The organism is Halomonas sp. G11 (assembly GCF_001663515.1).
In the GTDB taxonomy this organism is placed as follows: Bacteria; Pseudomonadota; Gammaproteobacteria; order Pseudomonadales; family Halomonadaceae; genus Vreelandella.
In genome coordinates this window covers 34723-57914 of the sequence record NZ_LYXG01000006.1, presented here as the reverse complement: position 1 = coordinate 57914, position 23192 = coordinate 34723, and the positions used below count along the sequence as shown (strand labels likewise).

19 protein-coding genes and 1 pseudogene are annotated in these 23192 nt (G+C 58.5%); 13 read left to right on the top strand and 7 right to left on the bottom strand.

All coding sequences use genetic code 11. From position 1 onward, the window contains the following. Positions 1 to 7: 7 nt before the first annotated feature. Together ADS46_RS03715 and ADS46_RS03710 are read left to right on the top strand one after the other, a co-directional pair. Positions 8 to 685, top strand: coding sequence for a GntR family transcriptional regulator (locus ADS46_RS03715; protein WP_066316418.1), 678 nt, complete (start codon positions 8 to 10; stop codon positions 683 to 685). 214 nt (positions 686 to 899) lie between these two features. Beyond that, a complete protein-coding gene (locus ADS46_RS03710; RefSeq protein ID WP_066316417.1) occupies positions 900 to 2093 on the top strand; it encodes a DcaP family trimeric outer membrane transporter in 1194 nt (397 codons plus the stop codon). Positions 2094 to 2259: 166 nt separating this feature from the next. Here ADS46_RS03710 and ADS46_RS03705 read toward each other — a convergent pair whose 3' ends face one another. Both ADS46_RS03705 and ADS46_RS03700 read right to left on the bottom strand, forming a co-directional pair. Continuing rightward, complete coding sequence (locus tag ADS46_RS03705; RefSeq protein WP_066316416.1) at positions 2260 to 3495, bottom strand: thiolase family protein; 1236 nt, start codon at positions 3493 to 3495, stop codon at positions 2260 to 2262. An 84-nt stretch (positions 3496 to 3579) separates the two neighbouring features. After that, positions 3580 to 5388: a feruloyl-CoA synthase gene (locus ADS46_RS03700; protein WP_234346758.1), complete on the bottom strand. Its 1809-nt coding sequence runs from the start codon at positions 5386 to 5388 to the stop codon at positions 3580 to 3582. 145 nt (positions 5389 to 5533) lie between these two features. Here ADS46_RS03700 and ADS46_RS03695 point away from each other — a divergent pair, with 145 nt between their 5' ends. From ADS46_RS03695 to ADS46_RS03650, 10 genes are all read left to right on the top strand, one after another. Next, entirely contained in the window at positions 5534 to 6037 is a 504-nt protein-coding gene (locus ADS46_RS03695) for a MarR family winged helix-turn-helix transcriptional regulator (RefSeq protein WP_082925971.1), read from the top strand. 201 nt (positions 6038 to 6238) lie between these two features. Next, positions 6239 to 6838, top strand: a complete 600-nt coding sequence (locus ADS46_RS03690; protein ID WP_066316410.1) for a TRAP transporter small permease — start codon at positions 6239 to 6241, stop codon at positions 6836 to 6838. After that, a complete protein-coding gene (locus ADS46_RS03685) occupies positions 6838 to 8157 on the top strand; it encodes a TRAP transporter large permease (RefSeq protein ID WP_066316407.1) in 1320 nt (439 codons plus the stop codon). The genes ADS46_RS03690 and ADS46_RS03685 overlap by 1 nt, the downstream gene beginning before the upstream one ends. A gap of 169 nt (positions 8158 to 8326) precedes the next feature. After that, the gene (locus tag ADS46_RS03680; RefSeq protein WP_066316404.1) at positions 8327 to 9157 is read left to right on the top strand and encodes a p-hydroxycinnamoyl CoA hydratase/lyase; all 831 of its coding nucleotides are present in this window, start codon (positions 8327 to 8329) and stop codon (positions 9155 to 9157) included. Between the two features lie 45 nt (positions 9158 to 9202). Continuing rightward, on the top strand, positions 9203 to 10651 hold the full coding sequence (locus ADS46_RS03675) for an aldehyde dehydrogenase (RefSeq protein ID WP_066316402.1): 1449 nt from the start codon (positions 9203 to 9205) through the stop codon (positions 10649 to 10651). 55 nt (positions 10652 to 10706) lie between these two features. Next, positions 10707 to 11753 (top strand): TRAP transporter substrate-binding protein, encoded by a 1047-nt coding sequence (locus ADS46_RS03670; RefSeq protein ID WP_066316401.1) that lies wholly within the window; start codon positions 10707 to 10709, stop codon positions 11751 to 11753. Between the two features lie 233 nt (positions 11754 to 11986). Then, positions 11987 to 13015 (top strand): TRAP transporter substrate-binding protein, encoded by a 1029-nt coding sequence (locus ADS46_RS03665; RefSeq protein WP_066316397.1) that lies wholly within the window; start codon positions 11987 to 11989, stop codon positions 13013 to 13015. Positions 13016 to 13021: 6 nt separating this feature from the next. After that, the gene (locus ADS46_RS03660; protein ID WP_066316396.1) at positions 13022 to 13549 is read left to right on the top strand and encodes a TRAP transporter small permease; all 528 of its coding nucleotides are present in this window, start codon (positions 13022 to 13024) and stop codon (positions 13547 to 13549) included. Next, positions 13539 to 14828, top strand: coding sequence for a TRAP transporter large permease (locus ADS46_RS03655; RefSeq protein ID WP_066316392.1), 1290 nt, complete (start codon positions 13539 to 13541; stop codon positions 14826 to 14828). The genes ADS46_RS03660 and ADS46_RS03655 overlap by 11 nt, the downstream gene beginning before the upstream one ends. Positions 14829 to 14949: 121 nt before the next feature. Beyond that, entirely contained in the window at positions 14950 to 16041 is a 1092-nt protein-coding gene (locus tag ADS46_RS03650) for an NAD(P)-dependent alcohol dehydrogenase (protein WP_066316387.1), read from the top strand. A 149-nt stretch (positions 16042 to 16190) separates the two neighbouring features. On the opposite strand, the gene ADS46_RS03645 is transcribed toward ADS46_RS03650, so the two are convergent. Then, positions 16191 to 17120: a helix-turn-helix domain-containing protein gene (locus tag ADS46_RS03645; RefSeq protein WP_066316382.1), complete on the bottom strand. Its 930-nt coding sequence runs from the start codon at positions 17118 to 17120 to the stop codon at positions 16191 to 16193. 143 nt (positions 17121 to 17263) lie between these two features. Here ADS46_RS03645 and pobA point away from each other — a divergent pair, with 143 nt between their 5' ends. After that, complete coding sequence (gene pobA / locus ADS46_RS03640; protein WP_066316379.1) at positions 17264 to 18448, top strand: 4-hydroxybenzoate 3-monooxygenase; 1185 nt, start codon at positions 17264 to 17266, stop codon at positions 18446 to 18448. A gap of 142 nt (positions 18449 to 18590) precedes the next feature. On the opposite strand, the gene ADS46_RS03635 is transcribed toward pobA, so the two are convergent. The 4 genes and pseudogenes from ADS46_RS03635 to hemC form a co-directional block, all read right to left on the bottom strand. Next, positions 18591 to 19850: a heme biosynthesis HemY N-terminal domain-containing protein gene (locus tag ADS46_RS03635; protein ID WP_066316375.1), complete on the bottom strand. Its 1260-nt coding sequence runs from the start codon at positions 19848 to 19850 to the stop codon at positions 18591 to 18593. Further along, positions 19847 to 21346, bottom strand: coding sequence for a uroporphyrinogen-III C-methyltransferase (locus ADS46_RS03630; RefSeq protein ID WP_082925970.1), 1500 nt, complete (start codon positions 21344 to 21346; stop codon positions 19847 to 19849). Before ADS46_RS03630 ends, ADS46_RS03635 begins: the two co-directional genes overlap by 4 nt. A gap of 16 nt (positions 21347 to 21362) precedes the next feature. Beyond that, positions 21363 to 22141 (bottom strand): annotated as a pseudogene (locus ADS46_RS03625) (uroporphyrinogen-III synthase). Further along, positions 22138 to 23082 (bottom strand): hydroxymethylbilane synthase, encoded by a 945-nt coding sequence (gene hemC, locus ADS46_RS03620; RefSeq protein ID WP_066316372.1) that lies wholly within the window; start codon positions 23080 to 23082, stop codon positions 22138 to 22140. The pseudogene ADS46_RS03625 and the gene hemC overlap by 4 nt, the downstream one beginning before the upstream one ends. Between the last annotated feature and the right edge of the window lie 110 nt (positions 23083 to 23192).

Genomic DNA, 23192 nt, shown 5'->3' with positions numbered 1-23192 from the left:
AAACCACATGAGTGACAACGATAAAAGCCTGGTCAGTCGGCTCCGCAAGCTGATAGGTGCGGGCCATTACCACCCAGGAGAGCGTCTTGGAGAAGAGGCGGTAGCCGAGCAGTTCGGCGTTTCAAGAACGCCTGTTCGCCTGGCTTTTCGGACGCTGGAGCAGGAGGGGTTGCTCCAGCGTGCGGGCAAGCGGGGGTTCATGGTGCGTGAGTTTACCCAGGCCGATGTGCACTGCGCCGTTGAGGTCCGCGGGGTGTTGGAGGGGCTGGCCGCCCGGCGCCTGGCGGAGCGGGGCATGCCGCAAGATGTTGTCGAGTCACTGGATTTTTGGATCCAAAAAGGCAGGCAGCTACTGCATAAAGGGTACCTTTTGGAAACCGATATCAATCAATGGAGCGATATCAATTCACACTTCCATGGAAGCATTGTGGGAGCTGCCGATAGCCGTGTGGTGGCCGATGCCATTTCGCGTAATAACCATCTGCCATTTGCTGCCGCCGACTCCATCATTATCGATAGCGAGGATTTGGGGCGAGAGTTCAAGAAACTGCAGTTGGCCCAGTTTCATCATGAGCTTATATTTCAGGCACTTAAATCATGGGAAGGTGCCCGTGCGGAAATGCTGATGCGTGAGCACGCGCTGATTGGGCTGCGTTATCCTGAACTTCTGGCTGATAACCTCTGAAGCGAAGAGTCATCTAGTTTCAATGTGTAATTAAACCAAAGTATTAACCATTTAAAATTTAATTTAATCAATAGCTTGGGTTTTTAAATTAGATAAGACCTCCGCCTTAATTGACAGGTGGAGGTTTTTTTTGCAGCTTTAGTACGTAATGCGGATCAACGTTCGCATTGAGAACAAATACAATTGGACTCGACACTAAAAGCAGAGATCAACAATGAAAATGAACCGTTTTGTTGCATGCGCCCTTCTGACACCCTGCGCTTTTGCTGTTCAGGCTCACGCCTTTGACGTAGTGGAAGCAGGGCAACCCGTGGTGACCGGTGAGCCAAGCCGTGTAGGCCCGCCCTGGAACCATCGGTCGACGATCAATATTCCCGGCACGCAAACGGATATCGCCTTCGGGGGGTACGTCAAGCTTGATGCCTTTTACGACTTCGATTATGACCTGGGCACATCGACCGATCCTTACGCGGTCATGAACCCTGGCAATCAGACCGATGGCCGCACCAGCTTTACGGCCTATGAGTCTCGCCTGAATTTTCGCACGCAGACCCAAACCGACTATGGGCGTCTATCTACCTACTTCGAGGGGCATTTTGTCCCCGACGGCAAGTTTGGCCTGCGCCATGCCTACGGAGAGCTCAATGGATTTCTTGCCGGGCAGACATGGTCAAACTTCATGAGCTTTGTGGGCGGTACGCGCACGCTGGCGTTAGGCGATCCCAAGGGCTACGCCTTCGAGCGGCAGGCGCAGTTACGCTATACGCAACCGGTGGGCGCCGGTACGTTTTCTGCTGCCCTGGAAAACCCCACCACCGTCATTGCCCGCAATGACGCCGACGTTGCCGATGGCGAGAGCCAATTGCCCGACTTGACGCTGCGCTATGAATACAAGCGCCTGTTTGCCCTGTCGGGGATAGCGCGTCAACTGTCGACCAATAACATCACCAATACCATCGATGACGAAGCCACTGGCTATGGGGTTCAGGCGCAGTTCAATATGCCTTTCAGCTCGACGACCAGCTTGCGGGGCAGCGCTACCTTTGGCGAGGGCATCGGTAACTATATGGGGAATCCCGGCAATGTGGGTCACCGTAATGCCCCGGATGTTTATGTGGACGGTACTGACATCGAAACGATCGAGACCCAGGCGTTTGGTCTCTCGCTCAATCATTACTGGACGGATAGCTGGTTCAGCTCTGTAGGCGTTTCGCGCCTTGAGCAGGACCTGCCATCAGACTATGGCGATCATTTCGAAACCCTTGACTACGCGTTTGCCAACGTCATCTGGGATGTCACCGAACGCATGGCGGTCGGTCTCGAATACCAGCATGCCGATATCGAGCAGGTGAATGGTGATGCCAATGATGCAAGCCGACTGCAGGCAAGTGCCACCTTCCAGTTCTAGCGATCTACGCTTTGCAGTGATGTGAAGGTGTCAGTGATGTACCGCTGTTTTGATCACGTTTTGGGCTGGCACTTTGCCAGCCTTTTTTGCGCATGTGTGCAGGGGTAGCGGGAAGGGTTTGCTACGCAGCTGCTCAGTCGCTTGATAGTCGCCGTGAGCCCAAGGCTTATTCGGGCATGTGCTCAAGCAGTATGGCCATGCCTTGTCCGCCCCCGATACAGGCGGCGGCGATGCCATAGCGCATCCCATCGCGTTTGAGCTGGCGAGCGAGCGTCATCGCGAGACGCAGGCCGGTCGCGGCCAGCGGATGGCCAATGGCGATGGCACCGCCATGGACGTTGAGTTTGGTGAGGTCGAGATCCAGCTCGCGGGCGACGGCAAGCACCTGTGCACCCTGAGCCTCATTGATCTCAAGGCGGTCAATATCGTCGAGCGTGAGGCCACTGCGTTCCAGCAGCAGACGAATAGCGGGGGCGGGCCCGATACCCATGAGCTCGGGGGCGACGCCGACCACGGCGGTGGCGCACAGGCGTGCCAGAGGTGGCGTGCCCATGTGCGAGCCCGCCATCACCAGCGCCGCTGCGGCACCATCGACAACGGCGGCGCTGTTGCCTGCGGTTTGTACGCCGTCGTCGTATACCGGCGGTAACGGGGTCAATACGCTCCGTGGCGAAGGCCGGATATGCGTATCCTGGTCCACGCGGTTGATCTTGCGGGGTAGACGTATGCCCCGGTCATAATAGCCAGGCAGGGAGAAGGTTTCGTTGCCAACCGCTACGATCTCCGCAGAGAAAATCCCTTGCGCCTGGGCGTCGACCGCACGGGCGAAGCTGCGCTCGGCAAAGGCGTCTACCTGCTCACGGGTGATGGCATAGCGCTGTGCCAGGGTGTCGGCGGTCTGGATCATGGATACACTAGGCGCCGGATCCATGAGCGCTTCCCACAGGAAGTCCTTGAAGGCCACTTGTTCACCCAGTTTGAAGCCTCCTCGGTGCTTATAGGCGACAATCGGGTTGCGGGTCATGGATTCCGCGCCGACGCACAGCACGCGCGTGGCCTGGCCAAGGGCAATCTGCTCCGCGGCCTGCTTCAGCAGTTCAAACCCAGTGCCGCAGACGCGTTGCGAATGCAGGGCAGGTACCTCCTGGGGCACCCCCGCATACAGCCCAATATGGCGGGGGAGTAAGTAGGCATCGACACTGGCTTGTGCCACTGAGCCTGCGATGACGGAATCCACGTCTGCGGGTGACGTACCGCTTGCGGCCAGCACCTCCCGGGCCACCTTGATACCAAGGTCGGTGGGTGAAGTGGCGCCTAACGCACCGTTCAGGTCGGTAAACGGCGTGCGCAAGGCGGCAACCAGGTGGATGTCTTCAAAGGCCGCGTAGTGGCCGCGTGTCATGAGCATGCTCCCAACGTGGTATCGGGAGCAGCCTCGAGCGGGTCATGTGCTCCCCTGAGTGGCGGGGTATCGGTGTCTAGGTGCTCAACTGGCGGGCAGCACAATGCGTGCATCCCGAGGCGGCTCGGCGTAAAGGCAGGCCACAAGATTCGGGTAGCGCTCGCGAACCAGCCGCTGATTCACCGACCCTTTGTCGGTGACTTCGCCCTGATCGGCGGAAAGTGGCTGATCCAGCAGGAGCAGGCGATCCAGCCGCATGGAGCTTGACTGGCCGTGACCATGCGCGGCCAGGCGTTCGGCGAACCATTGGTGCAGCTCGGGGTTCGTGGCGAGCGCCTCGAGGGAAGCGCTTGCCAGGCCAAGGTGCTGTTGGCAGGCTGGCAGATTCAAGACGACGAATCCGGTGAGGTAGTCGCGCCCTTCGCCAACCACCACGATGTCCTGTACCAGAGGAGCAAAGTGCTCCACAAGGTGGAGGCGTAGCGTGCCCACATTGACCCAGGTGCCGGTGACCAGCTTGAAGTTCTCGCTGAGTCGCCCGTCGAACAGTAGTCCCCGCTCCGGGTGGTCGGGGTCAAGCAGGCGCATGGCGTCGCCGGTGCAGTAGAAACCTTCGTCGTCAAACGCCTCGTGCGTCCGCTGGGGATCCCGCCAGTAGCCTGGCGTGACGTTGAGACCCTTGAGGCGCGCTTCCCATTTATCGTCCGTGGCCACCAGCTTGAGCGTCATGCCGGGAACGGGCACGCCTATCAGCCCCGGTATATCGCCAGGGTCGTCGGTGCAGAAGGCCAGGCACGCTTCCGTGGAGCCCAGGCCGCTTAACATGGGCACAGGGGCGCCACGGCTCTGTCGTCCCAGGGTTTCCAGGGCGGTTCGCACATGCCCGGGCAGCACGGCCCCTCCGAAGTGCATCATCTCCAGATGGCGGAAGAAGGCGGCGCGCAGCGTGTCGTCGTCGCGTAAGTGTTCGACCAGTGCCTCGAACCCCTTGGGGACGTTGCAATAAAACGTGGGTGAAACCTCGCGCAGGTTCTCGACGGTACGACGAACCCCCTGGGCCGTGGGGTTGCCGTCATCAATGTATAAAGCGCCGCCGTTGTGAATCGCCATTCCCAGAATGGTATTGCCGCCGAAGGTATGGTGCCAGGGCAGCCAGTCGACCAGCACGGGTTTGCGCTGCTCCAGAAAGCCCAGTCGCTTCGTCAGCATGGCTTGATTGCTACACAGCATGCGGTGGGTGTTAATCACCGCCTTGGGCATGCCCGTCGATCCTGAGGTAAAGAGTAACTTGGCGACACTGTCAGGCGTTACGCGGTCATGGGCGGCGTCAACTGCGGCGCTTGCCGGTGTCGCGGCGAGTGACGCGAGCGCCAGGGACCGTTGAGCCGGCGCGCTGGCTACGCAGGTAATGCTGTCGTCGCAAACGGCCGCCAGCGCCTGGCTAAAGCGCGACTCGTCATCGACAAAAACCATGCCCGGTGTCACCAGCGCCATCACATGCCGCAGCTTGACGAAGTCTTCGGACAGCAGCGCGTAAGAAGGCGAGACCGGCACGTAGGGAATGCCGACATGCATAGCGGCACAGGCCAGCAGGGCATGGTCAATGCTATTGCCGGACAGCACCATCAGCGGACGTTCCGCTGACAAGCCGTGATCGAGCAATGCCTGTGCCAGGCAGGTCACCCTGGTCATCGCATCGCCAAACGTTAGCGTTCGCCACTTCTGCGGTCCATCCACTCGCTCCGCCAGGAACGTTTGCTGCGGTGTTTCACTGGCCCAGTGTGCGAGGCGTTGGGTCATGGCGCGGGGGTAGTCAGGTACTTCGCCACCGTGTAGTTGGTGTTCTTGAGCGTGGTGCGAGTGGCTGGGCGACGGGGGGGAGGGGCGTGACATTCGTGGCTCCATAGCGAAAAATCTTGGTTTTATTGTGTGCTGTCATGCTGGCGCATATAGTTATAGTTGTTAACTAGATGGTTGGCTAGGATGCCAGTGTAAGACCTTGGTTGTATCTAACTAACTCGAGACGGGAATTATTTTCATGACCATATCCAAGAAGAGCGCGCCTGTTCACCAGGTCGAACCCGAAGAAAAAGAGCCGACGTCCGTTGCCGGACTGGTGCTTGAAAACCGCTTGGGCTACGCCTTGAGGAGAGCCCAACTGACGGTTTTCAAGCATTTCAACGAGGCCATGCAGGCGTATGAAATACGTCCTGCCCAGTTCTCTTCGCTGGTGGTGATAGAAGGATATCCAGGAATAACTCAAACGAACCTGGCCAAGGTGCTGGACATTGACCCGCCAAGAATCGTTAGCCTTATCAATCACCTGGAGGAAAGAGGGCTGGCTTTGCGGGTACGCTGCAAGCGTGATAAGCGCTCTCACGGGATTTTCCTCAGCAAAAAGGGTGAGGCGTTGACCCAGCAGTTGAAAGAGCTGGCTGAGCAAAGTGATATTCAAGCAACTCAATCACTTAGTGAGATAGAACGGCGTCAATTGCTGTCTCTGCTGGTAAAAATCTATGCGCCGGATACCGCCGACGAATAATGCTTTAGTCGTATTTTTAATAACGCTGCTTGCATGCTGCCGAAAAGGAAATTACTTATAGTTGGTAACTAGTTTGGTGTTGGCGAGCCCGGTTGTGCATGTCATGGGATGTTCCGCATCCAGGGTGGCGTCCTGACCAAGCAAGAAACGATGCCATGCGTCACGCCAGACGGCGAATTCATATAACAAAGAGACAAGATAATGAGCAGCCTAGCGACGGTGCCAACAACCGGTACTGCACTGATAAGCCGCAGCCTTGAGACGCTCTGTCGGTTTGCCGCAATAAGCGGCGGCTTGCTGGTCGCTTCTCTTGCGCTCATCACCGTCGTCAGCATTCTGGGGCGATGGCTGGCAAGCGCGCCTGTTCTTGGCGACCTGTCCTTGCTGGACTGGGTGGGCCCCATCACGGGAAATTACGAACTGGTGGAGATGGGCACGGCCATCGCGGTGTTTCTGTTCCTGCCCTACTGCCATCTTCGCGGCGGTCACGTCACGGTGGATCTGGTGGTGATGCATGCGCCGACCGTTATTCAGCGCTTGCTGGCCATTGTTGCCGAACTCCTCTTTCTGGCGGTCGCGGGCTTGATGACCTGGCGCCTTTATCACGGCTTGCTGGATAAGCATCGCTACATGGAAACCAGCATGCTGCTGGATATACCGCTCTGGTGGGGGTACATCGGTGGCATCGTGGGCCTGGCACTGTTGACGGCGGTCTGCCTGTATCGCGCCATCGATGCTTTTGCATATGAGCCCAGGTCTCAGGCCCCGACGCAGGATAATGCCGACCAGGGAGGTCTGTGATGACACCGCTGACCTTGGGCGCTGGTGGTTTTATTGTCCTGCTGTTCATGATGGCTTCACGTATTCCTATCGGCCTGGCCATGCTGGTCGTCGGTGGAGTGGGCACGATGCTCATCACCGGCCCGATGGGCATCTTGAATGGCTTGAAGACACTACCTTACGAGCATTTCTCCAGCCATACGCTATCCATCATTCCGCTTTTCCTGCTAATGGGGCAGTTTGCGGCGAGAGCTGGGCTTTCCCAGGCCATGTTCCAGGCCGCCAACGATTGGCTGGGTCACCGTCGCGGTGGGCTGGCGATGTCCACGATTGGCGCCTGTGGCGCTTTTGGCGCCATTTGCGGCTCTTCGCTGGCCACGGCGGCGACCATGACGCAAGTGGCGCTTCCTGAAATGGAGCGCCAGGGATATCGCGGTAGCCTGGCGACCGGTGCACTGGCGGCGGGTGGCACGCTCGGGATCCTGATCCCCCCCTCTGTGGTGCTGGTCATCTATGCGATTCTGGCTGAACAGAACATTAACGAAATGTTTGCCGCCGCCCTGGTGCCGGGGCTGCTGGCGGTATTCAGCTATATGCTGGCCATCTCGCTATACGTGCGGCTCGTTCCGAGTAGTGCGCCGAGTAAAGCAAAAGCCTCACGGGGAGAGCGTTGGCGCTCGCTGCTGGAAGTATGGCCTGGTGCCGCCATTTTTATCGTGGTCATCGGGGGCATTTATACCGGTGTCTTTACGCCCACCGAAGCGGCAGCCGTGGGCGCGGTTGCCACGGGGATTCTGGCGGTGACCCGCGGCGGGCTGCGCTGGAGCGGGCTGCGCGATTGCGTGCTCGACACCGCCGTGACCTCGGCAATGATCTTCTTCATCGTGCTCGGTGCCAGCGTTTTCAACAGCTTCCTTGCCCTGACCCAGCTGCCACAAATCACTGCTGGCTGGATCGTAGGGCTCGAGATCAGTCCCTGGGTGGTGCTGGCCGGTATCTTGTTATGTTACCTGGTGCTCGGCTGCTTCATGGACAGCCTGTCGATGATATTGCTCACCGTGCCCATCTTTCTGCCCATCATCATGGGTATGGACTTCGGCATGCCCGCCACGGATGTGGCGATCTGGTTCGGTATCCTGGCGTTGGTGGTCGTCGAGGTTGGCATGATCACGCCACCAGTAGGGCTGAACATCTTCATCATCCACTCCATGGCGCCGCGCATTCCCTTGACGGAAACCTTTAAAGGCATCCTGCCTTTCCTGGTCGCTGACCTGATCCGCATCATTCTGCTGGTGCTCTTCCCCGCCATCACGCTCGGCTTCGTCTACTTAATCAATTGATCAAGGAGTAAGACATGAATAGTCCGCGTCGCGACCCAGCGAAGATTAAAGCTCCTCGTGATGCTGAGGAGATAGCTAACCGAAAAGATTCAGCGCTGAACAGATAGTTAAAAAATCATTCCTGATACGTAACGTTGTAAGTCGTTTGATAAACCCCGAGGAGCAAGAGATGAGTCATTACCAGGATCGCTGGCAAACCGTGAAGGTTAACGTCGAAGAGGGCATTGCCTGGGTGACGTTGAACCGCCCTGAAAAGCGCAACGCCATGAGCCCGACGCTCAACCGGGAAATGATCGATGTGCTGGAGACCATCGAGCTGGATCAAGAGGCCCACGTACTGGTGCTGAGTGGCGAGGGCGAATCCTTTTCTGCCGGCATGGATCTCAAGGAGTACTTTCGCGAGATCGACGCCAGCCCCGAGATCGTTCAGGTCAAGGTGCGCCGCGACGCCTCTACCTGGCAGTGGAAGCTGCTGCGTCACTATGCCAAGCCCACCATCGCCATGGTCAATGGCTGGTGCTTTGGCGGGGCCTTCTCGCCGCTGGTGGCCTGCGACCTGGCGATTGCCGCCGATGAGTCGGTATTCGGCCTCTCGGAAATCAATTGGGGCATTCCTCCGGGCAACTTGGTCAGCAAGGCCATGGCCGATACCGTGGGCCACCGTGAAGCGCTCTACTACATCATGACCGGAGAAACGTTTACCGGGCCCGAGGCGGCCAAGATGGGGCTGGTGAATAAAAGTGTGCCGCTGGCCGAGCTGCGTGACGCCACCCGGGAGCTTGCGACCACGCTGCGTGACAAGAACCCGGTGGTGATGCGTGCCGCCAAGATCGGCTTCAAGATGTGCCGCGAACTGACCTGGGAGCAGAATGAAGAGTACCTCTACGCCAAGCTTGACCAGGCGCAGCAGCTTGATCCGGAACAGGGTCGTGAGCAAGGGCTGAAGCAGTTCCTCGACGAAAAGAGCATCAAGCCGGGGCTTGAGAGCTACCACCGGTAAGAACCGGACAATAACAACCGACAATGCTGTAAACGAGAGGTTGCCATGGATCTTGAACTGTTAATTGGCGGTGAGCGGCATGCCGCTGAACAAGCCGCCCACTTTACGCGGGCCAATCCGCTGACCGGTGATGTCGTCACCCAGGCGGCGGCGGCCTCTGCCGCCGATGCGGCGCGGGCCGCAGACGCCGCCGCGAACGCCTTCCCTGCCTGGTCAAGAACGGCGCCCGGCGAAAAGCGCGCCAAGCTACTCAAAGCTGCAGAGGCAATGGAAGCGCGCCAAGTCGATTTTATCGAACGCATGGTGGAGGAAACCGGCGCCACACCAGGCTGGGCAGGCTTTAATGTCATGGTGGCCGCCAGCATCCTGCGCGAGGCCGCGTCGCTGACCACGCAAGTGAATGGCGAGGTCATCCCGTCCAACGTGCCCGATAACCTGGCGATGGGCGTGCGCGTGCCCTGCGGCGTGGTGGTGGGTATCGCCCCCTGGAACGCGCCCATCATTCTGGGTACCCGTGCCATCGCCACACCTCTGGCGTGCGGCAATACGGTAGTACTCAAGGCTTCCGAACAGTGCCCCGGAACCCACCACCTGATCGGGGAAGTGCTGGTCGAGGCGGGCCTGGGCGATGGCATCGTTAACGTGGTGACCAATGCGCCCCCGCAGGCCGCCGAGGTCGTCGAGGCGCTGATCGAGCATCAAGCCGTGCGGCGTATCAATTTCACCGGCTCGACCGAGGTGGGGCGCATCATTGCCGAAAAGGCGGCGCGCCATCTCAAGCCAGTCCTGCTGGAACTGGGGGGCAAGGCGCCGTTCGTGGTACTGGAAGATGCCGATCTTGATGCCGCCGTGGAGGCCGCTGCCTTTGGCGCCTTCTTCAATCAGGGGCAGATCTGCATGTCCACCGAACGGCTGATCGTTGTGGATGCGGTCGCCGATGCCTTCGTCGAAAAACTGGCCCGCAAGGCGGAAACTCTGCACGCGGGTGACCCGAAAGAAGAAGGCAATGCGCTGGGGACGCTGATCAATCGCGAATCGGGCGAGAAGCTCAATGCCCTGATCGACGACGCCCGGCAGCACGGCGCACGCCTCGCCTGCGGCGGCAAGGCCGAAGGCGTCATCATGCAGCCGACCGTGGTCGATGGGGTCACCAAGGCGATGCGTCTGTATGGCGAAGAGTCGTTTGGCCCGGTGGTGGCGCTGATGCGTATCAAGGATGAGGAAGACGCTCTGCGCGTGGCGAACGATAGCGAATACGGCCTTTCCGCCTCCGTCTTCAGCCGCGATACCGCCCGGGCGATGCAGTTTGCCCAACGCATTGAATCGGGTATTTGCCATATCAATGCGCCCACCGTGCACGATGAGCCGCAGATGCCCTTTGGCGGCGTCAAATCGAGCGGCTATGGACGCTTCGGCGGCAAGGCCGGGATCGAGGAGTTCACCGACTTGCGCTGGATGACCATGCAGCTTGGTCCGCGCCATTACCCCATCTAGATAAGCTAGACCAATTGACCAGCAAGATAGCAACATAAACAAGGAGTTCATTACAATGACAATAAAACCCACACTCGCCAGCCTCGCCTTGATCAGCGGCATGCTCTTCAGCGCGGGTGGCCACGCCCAAGACACCGTGACCCTGCGGCTGCACCACTTTGCTGCCCCTTCCACGCCCGTGCAGACCGAGTATCTGGAACCCTGGGCCAAGCGGATCGAAGAGCAATCTGAAGGGGCTATCAAGGTGGAAATCTTCCCAGCCATGCAATTGGGTGGATCGGCCCCTTCGCTTTACGACCAGGCCAAGGACGGGGTCGTCGACATTGCCTGGACCTTGTTGAGCTATACGCCAAACCGATTCCCGGCGTCCGAGGCATTCGACCAGCCTTTCCTGCCCACCACCGGGGAAGCCACCAGCATGGCGGCCCATGAGTTTGCGACGACGCATATGCAGGATGCCTTCGAGGGTGTCTACCCTATCGCCGTCTTTGCCCATACGCCGGGCAAGCTCCATACCAGAGACGTATCTATTGAAAGCGCTGATGATCTCGATGGTCTGGCCCTTCGTGCACCTTCGAAGACCATGAATCGTTATCTGGGGCTGCTTGGTGCGCAAGCAGTGGGCATGCCGATGCCGCAAATTCCTGAAGCCATCTCCCGGGGGGTGATCGACGGCCTGGCACTGCCGTTTGAAAGTGCGGCGGCGCTGGGCGTGCTGGACGTTGCCCAGAACCACACCTTTTTTGAAGGTGAACATGGGCTATATACGGCCATGATGGTGCTGGCCATGAACCAGGCTAGCTATGACGCGCTTTCGACGGAGCAGCAGCAGGTGATTGACGATAATGCCGGGCTTGCGGAAGCACAGCGCATCGGTCAGGTCATGGATCAAGCAGAAGAGAAGGCGATTGACGCTATTGAAGCGACAGCGGAAGGTGAAATGCTCTACATCACCGAGGATTCACTGCAACCCTGGCAGGAGGCTGCCGAAACGGCCACGGCTCAATGGATTGACGATATGGAGAGCCGTGGCTTCGATGGCAAACGGCTTTATGATGAGGCGACGCGACTGGTAGAGATGTATACAGAGCAGACAAAGTAGCCTTTATTTTTATCTGGCATCGTCAACCGCCTTCGCTCCTGCGAAGGCGGTTTTTTGCTATGTGAGGGGCTTGGGCCGATCCGATGCGCAGGAGCAGAGTAAGGCGTCCGACGGATTATAGACCAATGTCGATTAGCCCCGCGCTCCATAGTGGACTAACGTAGTGTTATGTGGCGAACTAATATTCGCTATGCGAACTAGCATGAATCCAAGAATAAATGCCTGGAGCCCCTATGAAAACGATGCTTACTCGCTGCTTTCTTGCAGCTGCCGTCGCCGGTGTGACAGCCGCCTCGGCGCAAGCAGAAACGACCCTGCGTATGGCGCATTTCTGGCCTGGTGCCTCGGGTATCAATGAAGATATTTTTGAAGCCTGGGCCGAAACCATCGAAGAAGTGTCTGGCGGCGATCTAACCGTTGAAATGTTCCCTTCCGGCACCCTGGCCAAGCCAGACGCCATTTATGAGGCCGCTGCAAATGGCATCGCGGACATCGGCGCAACCGCGCAGGGGTATACCGCTGGGCGCTTCCCGCTGTCGCAGATCGTCGAACTGCCAGGCGTCGCGACGACCGCGACCCAGGGAGCGTGTGTGCTGCAAACGCTTTACGACGACGGCCACCTGGATAGTGAGTATGAGGACACGCGCCCGCTGTTCATGTTCACCACCGGGCCAGGCGGTATCCATACCATCGATACGGACGTGCAACGCCCAGAAGACCTTGAAGGCCTGCGCATCCGGCGGCCAACGGCTGTGGCGGGCCAGATGCTGGACAACATGGGGGCCGAACCGGTCGGCATGCCGGCACCGGATATCTACACGTCCATGCAGCGCGGCGTTATCGATGGGCTGAGCTTCCCCTGGGAAGGCCTTAAAGGCTTCCGCATCAATGAACTGGTCAACTACCACACCGAGGTGCCGTTCTACACGTTGATTTTCGTCGCCACCATGAATCAGCGTGCTTACGACAGCCTGACGCCTGAGCAACAAGCCGTCATCAATGACAATGCGGGTATGAAGTGGGCAGAAAACGCAGGCGAGGTATTTGATCGCCTGGACGTTGAAGGCAAGCAGGAAGCGGTCGACGCGGGTCACACCATCCGCGAAATCGACAACCCGCTGGATCATCCCGATTGGCAAAAGCCGCTCAGGGACGGTATCGAAAGCTATCTCACCGAGCTTGAAGAGCGGGGCCTGCCAGGCCGAGAGGTTTACGATGCCGCGCTTGAAGCCAGCGAGTCCTGTGCCACCCAACAGGGGTAGTCCGTCATGCAGTCAATCCTGTCAAGGGCCAGCCATTGGTTGGCCCTGTTTTGCCGTCTGGTCGCAGGTGTTGCGCTTATCAGCTTGTTGGCAGTCACCATCGCGGACGTTTCCACGCGTTATTTATCAAAGCTTACCGAAGGGGCAATAGCATTCCGCGTGAGCGGCAGCGTTGAGCTGGTTAGCTACCTGATGTTGTTTTCTTTATTGGCTGCCATGGCGGCCAATGTCGAGAAAAGCCAGGTGGTGGTGGAGGCTTTCTCCCATGGCCTTCCGGCAACGCTGAAAACGAGGCTGCATGGCGTCTATCTATTGGGATTTGCAGCCCTTGGTCTGGTGCTCTTCTTCGGCCTGCTGGACTCCGCCGCCTCGGCGGCCCGCCATGGGGAGGTAACGCAAGACCTGCGCATCCCGATGGGTCCGGTTTACTATCTGGCGGCCTTCTTGAGCATATTGCTGGGCATACGCAGTGCCATTCATGCGCTGTTGGGCATGCTGTTTGGCGTTGAAGAGGAGGTGGCCCATGGGGAGTGAAGCGATCGGCGCCATGGGGCTGGGGCTGTTATTGGTACTGATGATTCTGCGTGTGCCCGTTGCCTTGACGATGCTGATCGTCGGCGTGGTGGGGTTTGCCCAGATCATCAGTTGGGATGCGGCTATCGCCCAGCTGAAGACAGTGCCTGTGGAAGTGCTTTCGAACTACAGCTTCAGTGCTGTGCCCATGTTTGTCCTGATGGGCGTACTGGCTGCGCATTCGGGGATGGCCGGTAAGCTGTTTGATTCGACGCGAACCATCTGCGGCGGCTGGAAAGGCGGCTTGGCTATCGCGGCGGTGGGCTCCTGCGGCATCTTCTCCGCTATCTCCGGCTCTTCGCTAGCAACGGCGAGCACCATGACCCGGGTGGCGTTGCCGGAGATGGAGCGCTACGGCTATAACCGTGGCTTGGCGACGGGTGCCCTGGCCGCAGGCGGCACGCTGGGTATCATGATTCCGCCGAGTATCGCGCTGCTTATCTACGCCATTCTTACCGAACAGTCCGTTGGCGATATGTTCATGGCTGGGCTGATTCCGGGCCTGCTGGGGCTGGTCATGTATGCGCTGACCATTACGGTGCTCATGCGATTGCGTCCCTCGCTTGCCGTGGCCGGTGAGCCGACCGCCTGGAAAACCAAGCTCGCTTCGCTGACGGGGTTGCTGCCGTTTTTTGGCGTTTTCCTGATCATGATCCTGGGTATCTATTTCGGCGCCTTTACGCCCACCGAAGGGGCCAGCGTCGGCGCTTTTGCAACACTGCTCTATGCACTGTTTAAGGGTATGCGGATTGATGGCCTGTGGCGAAGCGTGCAGGAGACGTTAGCCTTGTCTGCCGTCGTCTTCTTTATGCTGGTAGGAGCGGAAACGCTCGGCTACTTCATTTCGGTATCGCGCATCTCGTTCTCGATTACCGACGTGCTCTATGGCATGGATTTGACGCCCTTGGTCGTCGTGCTGTGCATTCTGGCGCTCTACTTTGTGCTGGGCATGTTCATGGACTCCATCGCCATGCTGGTGATCACCGTGCCGGTGGTATACCCCATCATCCAGGCCATGGGTATCGACCCGGTATGGTTCGGCATCATCACCGTTCTGACGGTGGAACTGGGGCTAATGACCCCGCCGGTGGGGATGAACGTGTTCGTGATCAAGGCGATGGCGCCGCACGTGGGGCTGGGGGAGATATTTAAAGGGGTGGCACCCTTTGTGGTGTCTGACCTGCTGCGCCTGACGCTTTTGATTCTGTTCCCGGTACTCTCGACCTTCTTTTTGCTATGAGGAATATTGGATGTCGACGCAATAATTGTTGGTTGGTGGCTCCACTTATGATGAGCCTGCGTCCTTCTCGGCTACCGATGGATATCCCGGCTTCTAAACCTTCTTGATAAGGAAGCTAACCATGCAAATTCAAGCGGCAGTGATTTCTGAGCAGGGGCATGACTTCGAGTGGCAGACGGTCGAGCTGGCAGAGCCCTCTATGGGCGAGGTGCGGGTGCGCATCGTGGCCACCGGTGTCTGCCATACGGATGCGGTGGCCCGTGACCTAGGCCTAGCTCCCTTTCCCATCGTGCTGGGCCATGAGGGCGCCGGAGTAGTGGAAGCCCTTGGCGAGGGAGTGAATGGGCTTGAGGTGGGCGATCACGTGGTGTTGTCGTTTGCCCACTGTGGCGGATGCGGTCACTGCCTAACGGGTCATCCCACAGTCTGCGATGCCTTTAACGAGCTTAACTTTGGTGGTGCCATGGATGACGGTAGTCATCGTCTGGCGCGGGGGGATGAGGCGCTGGCCACCTTTTTTGGTCAGTCGTCCTTTGCCACCCACGCCGTGGTTAGCGCTCGCAATGTGGTGCTGGCCGACCCGGAGGTGAACCTGGCGCTGCTCGGTCCGCTGGGTTGCGGCATCCAGACAGGCGCTGGCACGGTGCTCAACCGGCTCAAGCCTGAGTTCGGGTCAAGCTTAGTGGTCTATGGCTGTGGGGCCGTTGGGCTCTCCGCTATCATGGCAGCCAGGATTGTTGGTTGCCGTCAGATAATTGCGGTGGACGTCCACGACAACCGTCTTGAGTTGGCCCTTGAGCTGGGGGCGACTCATGCAATCAATGGACAGCAGGACGACACCGTCGAGCGCGTGCGAGAGATCACCGGTAGCGGCAGCCAGTTTGCCGTAGAGACCACCGGGGTGCCGATGGTAGTGCGCCAGTCTCTGCAGGCGCTGTGCCCACTTGGGGTCTCAGCCATAGTGGGTGTCACTCCCGAGGTCACTCTGGACGTGCATCATGATCTGATGGCCGAGGGCAAGTCGATGATCGGGGTGATAGAGGGGGACTCGGTGCCGCGCGTTTTCATCCCGCAACTAATTGCCTACTTCAAGGAAGGGCGCTTTCCCTTCGATCGGCTGGTTAAGTTCTACGCACCCGAGCAGATCCATCAGGCATTCGAGGACTCGAAGAACGGCACCACCGTCAAGCCGGTCATCCAGATTGGCCAGTGAATCGAGTCCCAGAGCAGCAAGACTGAATGAAGACATAGAACTGCCGTACTTTCTCGGTTTTCCTTAACGTAAACGACGAGTTATGAGTCTGCACGCAACCACAATCGATGCTCGGCCGCTTGAACGAGCCGCCGCCTACTCGCTCTCGGTCAGTTCGCCTGATCGATGGCTTGGGAGGCTGCATTATCATTTTGACGCGACCGAAATTCACGTGGCGAGATCGTGGTATTGCGCTTGAAAAAGCGTGTGAAGTAAGCCGGTTCAGAGAACCCCAGGCTGTCAGAGACCTGGCCAATGGTCATGTTGGTATAGGTGAGCTGTCGCTTGGCCTCCAGCAGCAGGCGCTCATGCAGCAACTGCAGGGCGCTGCGCCCGGCGAGTTGGCGGCAGAGCAGGTTCAGATGCGCGCTACTCACCCCGATCTCCCCGGCCAACTGTTCAATACTTGGCTGCTCGCGATAGTGGGCTTCGATCAGCGCTTGATAGTGCTCTAAATGATGCCGACCTTTGTCACGCTGGCGGGGGCCGTAGCGTTTTGCCATGCGGCCGGTATAAGCACAAAGGCGCGATAGCTCGACCACCAAGGCTTGAATAAGCGCTTCAAGTAGGCTGTTGCGTCCAGGGGCCGGTTGGCGGTACTCCTGGTCGATCTGGGTCACCAGCGTGGCAATTCTGTCGGTCTGGTTTGGCTGGAGCAGCGGATAGAAGTCGGCTTCTTTTAGCGTACTGTTCTCACCCATTAGTGCATGTAAGTGTTCGGCCAGCGGTTTGGCCAGGGTAATAATGTGTCCTTCCACATCCGGTGAAAAGAGAAAGCCATGAATCGCCATGGCGGGAACAACGATAGCGCTGGCACTTTGCAGCTGATGGCTTGTTCCCTCCAGCTCTAACTCAACACTCCCTTGAGCAATAAACAGAATATGCACGAGGTCGGCATGCCGGTGTGGTCGAATCCGCCAATTATGTAAACGGCTGCGTTCGGCAATGGATTCACAGTGCAGCAGGTCAGGCGTGGGCCAATGCTGCGTCTCGCCATACAGCTTAAATACTGGAACGGACGTTGCAGACGAGGCTGGCATCACCTACATCTCCTATACGACTAAGGTTGAGTAATAATGCGCTAAATGTCCAATAATTGATCTATATCATGCCTTATTGTGCGGCGTGTTTCATTGAAAAATACAAGTCACACGTTTTAGATAATGACAATGAGGCATTCGCTATGAAGACACAGGTCGCGATTATTGGCGCAGGCCCTTCTGGTCTGCTGCTCGGGCAGCTACTCCATCGCCAAGGCATTGATAATGTGATTGTCGAGCGGCGTAGCGGTGAGTATGTATTGAGCCGTATCCGCGCCGGTGTACTTGAACAGGGCATGGTGGACCTGCTGCGCGAAGCGGGTGTCGACCAGCGGATGGATGAAGAGGGCTTACCCCATGACGGTTTTGAGCTTGTTTTTGATAACCGCCGCGTGCGGGTTGCGCTGGATGAATTGACCGGCGGCAGCAAAGTGATGGTATACGGCCAAACCGAGGTGACGCGGGATCTGATGGAGGCCCGTGCTGCTGCTGGTGCGAAAACGCTCTACGAGGCGGAAAACGTTCAGCCTCATGATGTGGATAGTGACCACCCCTACCTAACCTTTGAGCACAACGGCGAGTCGGTCAGGCTTGAGTGCGACTACATCGCCGGGTGCGATGGCTACCATGGCGTCTCCCGTCAGGCGATCCCTCAAGAGCGAATCAAGGAATTTGAGAAAATTTATCCGTTTGGCTGGTTGGGCTTGCTATCGGATACCCCGCCGGTCTCGGATGAATTGATCTATGCGAGCCATAAGCGTGGCTTTAGTCTGTGCAGCATGCGCTCCGCCACCCGTAGCCGTTACTATATCCAGGTGCCGTTAGATGAAAAGGTAGAAGATTGGTCGGACGAGCGTTTTTGGCAAGAGCTGAAGCGCCGCCTGCCTGACGACGTTGCCGCAAAGTTGGTGACTGGGCCTTCGATCGAGAAGAGCATAGCACCGCTGCGCAGCTATGTGGTCGAACCCATGCAGTTCGGGCGGTTGTTCCTGGTCGGCGATGCGGCGCATATTGTACCGCCCACCGGTGCTAAAGGGCTTAACCTGGCCGCCAGCGACGTCAATACGCTCTATCGGCTAATGGTGAAGGTCTACCAAGAGGGCCGCACAGATTTGATCGAGCGCTACTCGCAAACCTGCCTGAAGCGTATCTGGAAGGCGGAGCGCTTCTCCTGGTGGATGACCTCGATGCTGCATAATTTTTCCGACGAAGAGGATTTCAACAGCCGCATGCAGTTGGCCGAGCTGGACTACGTAACCAGCTCAAAAGCGGGGCTGACGACTATCGCGGAAAACTATGTGGGATTGCCCTACGAACCGCTGGAATAGCGCCTGACCTCTCCATTTATCCTACTCGTCCAGGTTTGACGCTTGGGCCTTTGGGAGTCGCCTGCCTCAGCGCTTCTATGCCTTGCTCACCAGCCAAAAGGGGGCTCAATGAGCCCCCTCTTGAACTTCAGCTGTTTCCGCATCAGGCGCGTTTCTTCGCCCGCTTGCCGTCCGGCTGACTGTCGTTTGCATCGCTTGGCTGCGGCAACGACGGCAGTGACTTGGCCAGCATTTCCACACTGTGGCGGTAGTACAGCTGGCTCTTGTTATGCTCGCCGAGGCTGGCGTAGAGGCGGGCAAGCTCGGCGCAGACCACACCGCTGGGGCGTTGGCGCTGGCTGGCCTCAAAGTACTCTTGCGCTTTGGTCCATTTACCGGTGCGAAGTGACAAACGCCCGCAGGCGAGCAGCAGCTCGGGGTCGTTGGGCCGCTCCTGGAGCCATTTTTCGGCCTTGACGAGCTGGCGCGACGGGTCGACGTTGAGCAGCCCGTAGCGCTTCACAAGCCGGGCATCCCAGTGATGGTCGAGAGAGTGGTTGAGCAACCGTTCGGCAATGGTGTCTTCGTTGGCCTGAAGAAGTGCTTCGGCGTACAGCACGATGAGCTCTGTCTTGCCGCGGAGGTAGTCGGGCATGTCGGCCCAGAGGCTGCGAACGCGTTCGATATCGCTCGGGTTTTTGGCCTCGAAGATAATCAGCTCACGGTATGCCTTGAACTCGAGCTCCTCGCGCTCCTGTTGTGAAATCAGCTTTTGCGCGGCCAACCGGGGGATCAAGCGGCGTAGTCCTTCCCAGTCGTTGACACTCAGGAAGACCTGCTTGAGCAGCTTGAGGACTTGTGGGTGATTCGACAGCTGCTTGTCCAGGCGGTTAAGAATTGCCAGCGCTTCTTCAGGCTGCTGGCGGTCGATCAGTAATTGCGCCTGCATCAAGCCAATCGCGGTATCGGCACCTTCCGTGGTCAGTTGGGCCTGATTGATGTGCTCCTGGGATTGGGTGTAGTTGCCTTGATAGTGCGCTGCCAGGGCTGCCGAGAGGTAGTTGACCAGCGGCGTGCTGGAATCATCCGCCGCTTTCACCAGGGTTTTCTCTGCGCGCTTCCAGCGTCCTTCGGTCATGGCCACCAGCCCTCGCACGGTACGCTTCATGGCACGGCGGTTGCGGGCGCGGCTATTCCAGGTACGAAATCGGCCTACCGGGCGAATCATGCCGCTTAGCAGGCGCAGTATGAAATGCAGCACCAGGAAGGCAGCCAGCAGCAACACAAGGCCAAACCAGAAGGAGGTTTGCACCGAGGTGTCTCCGACGCGTATCAGCCAGTAGCCGGGCACTGACATCATCAGATGGCCAAACAGCGCCCCAACGGCTAGCCCGGCGACAATCAGCAGGATGAGCTTTCTCATGACTCACCTCCCTCTTGCTGGCGCGACTCGTGACGGTTGTCGATAAATTCCGCCATGGCCTGCTGTGACCCGCTGATATCAGGTAGTTCGGGCTCGACGGTCACGCCTCGGAGCTCTTCAAGGCGTTCGATAACACGCTGGGCTTCCTGGCGAGAGGTGTCGTAGTAGCCGTTGATCAGCTCCAATGCCTTATCGATACTGGCTTCGTAAAGACCCTGTTCTTCTTTGAGCAGCGCTAGCTGGGCTTGCTCGAGTATCAAGCGCAGGCTTTGACGCAGGTACGACTCCTGTTCCGGTGTCACCAGTGCTTCCAGAGCCTCGTCATGGTGACGGATCATGACCAGGTCTTTCAGCTCTTCGCCGAAGCGCGCCAGCTGGCGCTGGAAGGTACCGGAGGGCGGCTGCTCGATGCTCGAGGTCACCGCACGCTCTTCCACTGCCTGGGAAAGGCGCAGCCCGGCGACGCGCTCCTGTTGCGCATTCAGCGCCAGATAGATCCCGGTGCGGTCGAGGCGCGGAACGGCGTCAAGGGCGGCCAGTTCGTTGGCAATTTCACGCCGTACGGGGGTCAGTGCCGGGTTGTCGGCATCAGCCAAGCGTGCATCGGCGGTGCGCAGCAGGGCGGTGGCACCCTCAACATCACCTTCCAGCTGTAGACGCTGGTTGGCGAGACGCAATAAATAAGCGGCTTCGGCATGCAGCCAGTCGCGTTCATCGGTTTCCTGCTCTTGAGATAGCTGGGCGAGGACGTCGTCCAGGGTGTCGTCGACGTTGCTGCGATAGTTGGCAAACTCATCGCGCAACTCGCTGATAGTGCTATCCAGCCGTTGCTCGCGCTCGGCCTGAGCGCTTTCAAGCTGCGCGGCAAGGTCGTCAACGGACTGTTGCGTCGCACTGCTTTCACTGAGTTCATTAAGCCGCTGTTGCTGGGCTTCCAGGCGGAGCCAGCCCTGCCAAGCGACCACGCCAACCGCTATCGCCAATAGCAGTACCAGCACAATGGCGACTCCACCTTTGCCTTTTCCGCCGCCGCCAGTCGGCGTCGTGGCCTGGGGCGGCGGGGTTTGCTTGTTGCCCGAACCCGAAGAAGGCGTTGACGACGAAGCAGCACTGTTAGCGCTGTTGGAGGGGTTGTCCTGTGAAGAGGTGGTCTTCTTGGGATCGCTGGACGCAGAGGCTTTTTGCCCGTCGCTTGACGCGCTTGATTGATTGGCACCTTGATGCTTTTGCTGGGCCGTCTCCTGAGCCGCATTCTTGGCACTTTTCTGGCGTCGCCGTGAGCGCTGGCCATTGGATGAGGAAGCCGTCGTCTGTGACGACGGTGAGGCGGGTGCGCCCGTCGAGGGGCCGGCGTCATCGCCACGATTACCAGCATTGGGGCTACCTGTATTTGGGGAACCCGTTGTGGAGGATGGCGACTCGGCTGTCTTCGCCTCACCGGCGTTATTGGCCGCGTTTTTTGGGGTGTCGTCCTGATCGCTTGTTTGTTTGCTCATCTGTCGCTAGCCCTTGTTAAGTTCCTTGATCGACATCGGCACCCGCTGGGTCTAGGCCCGAGCCAACGCGGCGATTAACGCCGGTGGTGTGGCTCCTGACGCCACGATGGGGGCATAAAACCCCAGTCTTTCAGCCAGTGTAGCCAAACGGCGACTGGAAACGATTAGCGGTTGGTTCAACGCTGCCGGTTGGCACCATTTTGCCAGATGTTCTAAGAGTTCGCCGCTGGTGACGATCAACGCCCGGTAATTACCCGCCGCGAGACGGTCTTGCATGGGGCGCGATGGCGCCAGCAAGTGGCGTCGATAAACGGCCAAAGGTGTCACCCGGGCGCCGCGTTCGGCAAGCGTATCGGCCAGCAGCGAGCGCCCGCTTTCTCCTGCAACGATCAAAACGCGCTGATGAGAAAGCGTTTGCAGTGATGCCAAGCGGAGCAGTGCCTCGCTGGTATCCTCGCCTTCACGCGGCGGCGGCACATGCACACGCACGCCTAACTGGTCGTAAAGCAAGGCCGCCGTACTTTGGCCAACGCTATAGTAGTCAATGCCAACCGGCAGCTGTGGCCAGTAGCGGTCGAGCGCCTCGCTCAAACAGCCAGCGGCAAAGGGACTCACAACGACGATCTTATGGTACTCATCAATATTCAGCCAAACCTGACGCATGGCAGCGTCTTCGGGCAGCGCCTGAAGCTGCATCACGTCCAGCGCTTCAACACTGACGCCTGCGCTGCGCAGCGCCTCTGCCAGTGCTATCCCTCTAGCCCCGGGCCGGGTGATCAGTACCGGTAGCGTCATATGTCGTTGCCGTATACCTCGGCCAGAATCTTGCCAGCGCCTTGATCCAACAGCTCCTCGGCAATGCGAATCCCCAAGGCTTCGGGTTCGTGCATCGAGCCGTGGCCTTCCGCACGGAGCACTTCGGTGCCTTCCGGATTGCCTACCAGCCCACGCAGCCACATCGTCTCATTATCAAGGTCAAGCACCGCATGACCGGCAATGGGCACCTGACAGCCGCCTTCCAGGCGCGTATTCATCGCTCTTTCCGCGCGAACACGTGTAGCCGTATCAGCATCATCCAACGGCGCCAGAAGTGCAATCAATTCAGGATCGTGCAGCCGACATTCAATGCCAAGGGCGCCCTGACCGCAGGCAGGCAGGCAGATTTCAGGCGGCATTGCCTGGGTAATGCGGTCGTCCAGTCCGAGCCGTTTGAGGCCGGATGTGGCCAGGATGATCGCATCGAATTCACCGCTATCCAGTTTGCCCAGGCGGGTCTGGACATTGCCGCGCAGATTCAAAATACTGAGATCAGGGCGCGCTTCGCGCATCTGCAGTCCCCGGCGCAAGCTGGCCGTGCCAATGCGTGCTCCCTCCGGCAGCTCGTCAAGACTTTGATAATGGTTTGAGACAAAGGCGTCGGTGGGGTCGGCGCCTTCGAGAATGATCGACAGGCCCAAGCCTTCCGGGAAATGCATGGGGACATCTTTCATGGAATGCACCGCGATGTCGGCGCGACCATCCAGCATGGCTTCTTCCAATTCCTTGACAAACAATGCCTTGCCGCCAATTTTGGAAAGCGGTGTATCGGTGATTTTGTCGCCTCGCGTGGACAGTGGCACAAGTTCGACCTCAAGTCCGCTGTGTACTGCCATCAGGCGATCACGAACATGCTCCGCTTGCCACATCGCCAGCTGGCTTTTCCGGGTGGCGATGCGTAGTTTGGTGATAGATGCCACGTTATTCTCCTTTTGCCGCTGACACGGCGCGTCAAACTATGATAATTCTCATCATAAAGCACCCGGCTACCCAGTAAAAATAACCAATGCTGCAAGCGACCTTGAATGCG